Origin of the sequence: Asanoa sp. NPDC050611, assembly GCF_040654855.1 — a bacterium.
In the GTDB taxonomy this organism is placed as follows: domain Bacteria; phylum Actinomycetota; class Actinomycetes; order Mycobacteriales; family Micromonosporaceae; genus Asanoa.
Genome location: NZ_JBFAIU010000463.1, coordinates 1 through 4,791 on the forward strand (window position 1 = coordinate 1; position 4,791 = coordinate 4,791).

The window sequence follows — 4,791 nt, forward strand, 5'->3', positions numbered from 1 at the left end:
CGGGCCGTTCCAGGCTGTCGATCACGTTGGTGTAGTAGGTGCCCGGGTCGATGCCGCCACCGCCGAACAGCTCGAGATGGAAGTCGTCGTCGGCCGGCGGTGACAGGTAGGCGAGCTGGAGGCCGGCCCAGGACCACTCGGCGACGACGCGGAAGTCCAGCATCTCCGTGTACCAGCGCTTGGCCTCGGCGTAGTCGGGCACCCGGACGGCGACGTGGTGGCCGCGGGCGGAGGCGAGCGGGCTGGACAGGTTCTGCGCGGGCGCGGGCTGCTCGGCCATGGCGCTCCTCTCGGGGCGGCTCTCGTCAACTTAATCCGGGCTGCGGCACCGTTTCCCGGAAACCGTCCTGTTGCGTTCAGCAGTTCCCGACGCCGTAGGTGAACAGCCGCTGCACGTCATCGGTGTAGCCGACGACGGTCTTCCGCACGGTCTGCCCGTCGTGCATGAACAGATAGGCCCGGTCGCCGCTGGTCACCATCAGCCCGTCGAACTGATAGCTCCCCGGTGGCGCGGCCATCGCCGTCGCCTGCGGATAGGCCGCCTTCGCGGCGGCCAACGACGTGCCGACCCCGACACCCTCGGGCGTGGTGAGCGGCGGGTTGGCCCACAGCAGCACCAGCTCACCGTCGGCGAAGACCGGGTGGGCGGCCTGCACGCCGGTGAGCACCGGGCCGCACGCGTCGGCGGGCCTGGCCATCGCGCCCTCACGGGTCAGCTCGGCGTCGCTCTGGCCGAGCCGCACGTCGCTGACGCCGGAGAAGTCGACGACGCCGGACCGGGCCGTCGTCGACGCGAGGCTGGTGGTCGTCGGGCCGGCGGCCTGGGCGGTCGGGCTGGCATAGGCCGGCGAAGCCCGTTGGGTCGCCGAATACCCCGCGAAGAGCGCCAAGAGGGCGAGCGCCAGGATGGCCAGGGGGACGTACCGTGGCTTCATGTGACCTCCCAAGCACACAACGTAGCCGTTATCCACAGGTTTATCCACAGCGTGTGGATAGAACGTGTGTACGAGCGGATGCGCGCTGAGCTGGTCTTACGGGGTGCCGCGGTGTTGGGGGTCCCGCCGGTCGGTCAGCCGGGGCGCGGTGAAGTCACGGTTGTCGACAACCAGCTGGGCGCGTTCGTGCGGCCGCACCTCGTCCAGATAGCGGCGCTCGCCGGGGATGTACTTCGTGCGGTACCGCCGCTCCGCCTCCTGCGCCGACTCCATCCACGCCTGGTCGCGGGCGACGCCGCGGCGCAGCACCTCCTCCATCGGGATGTCGATGAAGATCCGCAGGTCCCAGTAGTCGTCGATCTCGGGACGCTGCAGAAAGCAGCCGTCGGCAACGAGGATGGCGTCGGCGCTCGCGGTGCGCGGCGGCCCGTCGAGCACGGTGACGGCCGCGAAGTCCATCAGCTCGTGGCGATAGCGCCGGCTGCCGCCGGGGCCGAGGGGCACCAGCAGGTGGTCACGGATCCCGTCGTAGTCCCACGACTCGAAGTAGTAGCTCTCGGGCGAGTGCTGCGGAAACCTGGTCCGCGCGGCGACCGCCCGCTTGAAGCGGTCGATGTTGACCCTGATCACCTCGCGCGGGGTACGGGCGCGCAGCACGTCGGCGAGCTCGTCGCCCAGCGTCGTCTTGCCCGCCGCCGAGCACCCGTCGACCGCCACCCGCACGGGATGTGCCCGCTCCACCTCGAGCGCCGCGTCGGCCAACGCCGCCAGCACCTCGTCGCGTCGACCCACGACAACCTCCCGCCCATCGGCCGGCATACAAATGTAGGGCCGGCCCGCAATGGACCGACCCCACTCACAAAGCCGCGGAGAACGCGCGGAGGATACGAGATTCGAACTCGTGAGGGTGTTAACCCAACACGCTTTCCAAGCGTGCGCCCTAGGCCTCTAGGCGAATCCTCCGTCGCACAGGATACAGGTCCGTTCAGGGCGATCCAGGCCACCCCGAACCCGGCGATCGGGCGCTCCGGGTACGCTAGGGGTACCCCTCGTGCGGCGTACAACCTGTGAACCTCCCCAGGGCCGGAAGGCAGCAAGGATAAGCGGGCTCTGACGGGTGCACGAGGGGCCTTATCTTTTCCGGCCCCGGTCAGGCCCACCCCGACTGTGCGGCATACCAGCCGAGCTGCATGCGGGTGCGCACGCCGGCCAGCTCCATCATTCGCGAGACCCGCCGCTGCACCGTACGCATGGACATGCCCAGCTGTGAGGCGATGGCGGCGTCGGTCAGGCCGGCCAGCAGCAGCGCGAGCACCTGGCGGTCCAGCGGGAAGAGCGAATCGTCGCCGGCGTGCTCGTCGAGCGCCCCGTCCGGGGCCAGGCGGAGCGGGCGGGCCTGCTCCCACACCGCGTCGAAGAGCGCCTGCAGCGCGTCGAGGAGGCCGCTGCGGTGCACCACGATCGCGGTGGGCTGGCTGGTCTCGTTGGCCATCGGCAGCACGCCGACCGAGCGGTCCGCGATCACCAGCTTGATCGGGACGTGCTCGGCGACCCGCACCTCTTCGCCGGCGGCCAGCGCCGTCGCGGCGTCCGCGGTGCCGCCCTCCTGCTCCAGCACGGCTCGCTCGACGACCACGCGGTAGCGCACGCCGCGGCTGAGCCCCTCGGTCTCCGCCTTGTTGTCGGCCCGGCTGACCGCGAGCGTGGTGGCGGTGACCAGGGCCTGCACCTCGTCCGTGGCGGTGGCCTGCAACTGCTCGAAGCGCCGGCTGATCACGTCGATCCCGGTCACCACCTCGACCAGGTCGCCGGCGGCGCGGTCGGCGGCGGTCGCGTGGTAGCGGGCGGCGAGGTTCGCCAGCTCCAGCTCGGCCCGGCGGAGCTGGTCGCGGCGCAGGGTGACCAGTGGGCCGAGGGCGAAGGTCGGGGAGCTGGCGATGTAGCGGGCGCCCGAGCGTGCGGCCAGACCCAGGCCGTGCAGGCTGGTCAGGGCCGCGTCGGCCTCCGCCGGGGTGGCGTCGAGCGCGGCGGCGAGCTCGTCGCTGGTCGCGGCCGGACGGGCGACCAGTTCGCGGTAGGTCGCCTCTTCGATGGGCCGCAGGCCGAGCGCGGCGAGCGGCGAGGTGTCGGTCACTTACTTCCCCCAGGTCAAGCGCTGGCGAGTATGCGCCATGACCTAAATACGACGCAACAGTGGCGTCCTCTCGCTGTCGTGCGTGTGCCACTGTGTGCGAAGTCGGCGCAGGACCCCTCACCCCCCAACTGCGCCGGCTACCTCTTCCGATGGCCGGGCGTTGCCAGTCGATTGGTGGCGCCCGGATCACCGTTACGGTGCCGGCAACCTGTCGGTGCGGCGTGAGAGGCTAGACGCCGTTGGGAGGGACCCGTGGCGCTCGCGCTCTACCGCAAATACCGGCCTCGGACATTCGCCGAGGTGATCGGCCAGGAGCACGTGACCGAGCCGCTGTCGCAGGCCTTGCGCAGCGGTCGGCTTCACCATGCCTACCTGTTCTCCGGCCCACGGGGCTGCGGCAAGACCTCCAGCGCACGCATCCTGGCCCGGTCGCTCAACTGCGAGCGCGGGCCGACTCCTGAGCCGTGTGGGGTCTGTGAGTCCTGCCGGGCGCTCGCGCCCGACGGCCCCGGCTCGATCGACGTCATCGAGATCGACGCGGCCAGCCACGGTGGCGTCGACGACGCCCGCGAGCTACGCGAGCGGGCCTTCTTCGCACCCGCGTCCAGCCGCTTCAAGATCTACGTGATCGACGAGGCGCACATGGTCTCGACGCAGGGCTTCAACGCGCTGCTCAAGCTGGTCGAAGAGCCGCCCGACTACGTCAAGTTCATCTTCGCGACGACCGAGCCCGAGAAGGTCCTGGGCACGATCAAGTCGCGTACGCACCATTACCCCTTCCGGCTGATGCCGCCGGGCGTCCTGCGGCCCTATCTCGAGCAGCTCGCCGAGGCCGAGAACGTGAAGATCGAGCCGGCGGTCTTCCCGCTGGTGGTCCGGGCCGGCGGTGGCAGTGGACGTGACACGCTCTCAGTGCTCGACCAGCTGATCGCGGGCGCGGGCCCGGAGGGCGTCAGCTACGCGCGGGCGGTGGCTCTGCTCGGGGTGACCGACGCCGCGCTGATCGACGAGATGTGCGACGCGCTGGCCGCGGGCGACGGCGCCGCCGCCTACGCGACGATCGACCGGGTCGCCGAGGCCGGCCACGATCCGCGCCGCTTCGCGTCGGACCTGCTGGAGCGGCTGCGCGACCTGATCGTCATGCAGCAGGTGCCCGAGGCGGCGGCCAAGGGCCTGATCGACGGCCCGGCCGACCAGCTGGAGCGGATGACCGCCCAGGCACAGCGACTCGGCCCGGCGACGCTGTCCCGCTCGGCCGACATCGTGCACAACGGCCTGATCGAGATGCGCGGCACGACGGCGCCGCGGCTCCTGCTCGAGCTGATCACCGCGCGCATGCTGCTCCCGGCGGGCGACGAGGGCGGCCTGATGCAGCGGGTCGAGCGGATGGAGCGCCGCCTGGCCCGCGCGGCCGCCGGCGAGTTCGAAGACGACTTCTCGGGTCCGGCGGGGCCGGCGGATGATTCCGGTCCGGCGGTGCTGGCCGCGCGGCCGGGGGACGATTCCGGTCCGGCGGTGCTGGCGGGCTCGGGGTCCGAGCGCGACGATCGTGCCAACGGCGGTGCTGCCGCGCGGCCGGCAGGCGGCGGAGCGGCCGCCGCGCGGGCGGCCGCGGCCGCGGCGGCCAGCCGCGTGGGTGCGACACGGCGCTCCTACAAGGCCGGTCCCGTGGTGCTGGCCGACGACCCCTGGGGGCACGGCAACTCGATGGAGTGGGCGACC

5 protein-coding genes, 1 tRNA gene and 1 other RNA gene are annotated in these 4,791 nt (G+C 71.6%); 2 read left to right on the forward strand and 5 right to left on the reverse strand.

Annotated elements, in window-relative coordinates; all coding sequences use genetic code 11:
* The 4 genes from AB0H87_RS38165 to AB0H87_RS38180 all read right to left on the reverse strand — a co-directional run.
* A partial coding sequence (locus AB0H87_RS38165; protein ID WP_360157489.1) for a VOC family protein occupies positions 1–280 on the reverse strand: 280 nt, incomplete at its 3' end.
* A gap of 76 nt (positions 281–356) precedes the next feature.
* Complete coding sequence (locus tag AB0H87_RS38170) at positions 357–935, reverse strand: hypothetical protein (protein ID WP_360157492.1); 579 nt, start codon at positions 933–935, stop codon at positions 357–359.
* 96 nt (positions 936–1,031) lie between these two features.
* Positions 1,032–1,727: a uridylate kinase gene (locus AB0H87_RS38175; RefSeq protein ID WP_360157495.1), complete on the reverse strand. Its 696-nt coding sequence runs from the start codon at positions 1,725–1,727 to the stop codon at positions 1,032–1,034.
* A gap of 86 nt (positions 1,728–1,813) precedes the next feature.
* Positions 1,814–1,898: transfer RNA gene (locus tag AB0H87_RS38180), tRNA-Ser, on the reverse strand.
* A gap of 80 nt (positions 1,899–1,978) precedes the next feature.
* Between AB0H87_RS38180 and ffs the strand changes: the two genes are divergently transcribed.
* An RNA gene (ffs, locus tag AB0H87_RS38185) (signal recognition particle sRNA small type) lies at positions 1,979–2,069 on the forward strand.
* 16 nt (positions 2,070–2,085) lie between these two features.
* On the opposite strand, the gene AB0H87_RS38190 is transcribed toward ffs, so the two are convergent.
* On the reverse strand, positions 2,086–3,069 hold the full coding sequence (locus AB0H87_RS38190) for a helix-turn-helix transcriptional regulator (protein ID WP_360157498.1): 984 nt from the start codon (positions 3,067–3,069) through the stop codon (positions 2,086–2,088).
* 252 nt (positions 3,070–3,321) lie between these two features.
* Between AB0H87_RS38190 and AB0H87_RS38195 the strand changes: the two genes are divergently transcribed.
* Positions 3,322–4,791 (forward strand): DNA polymerase III subunit gamma and tau (locus AB0H87_RS38195; protein WP_360157501.1); only part of this gene is annotated, 1,470 nt, incomplete at its 3' end.

Coding starts and splice junctions, on each gene's coding strand:
- AB0H87_RS38170 (WP_360157492.1), bottom strand. CDS start 935: ATGAAGCCACGGTACGTCCCCCTGGCCATCCTGGCGCTCGCCCTCTTG.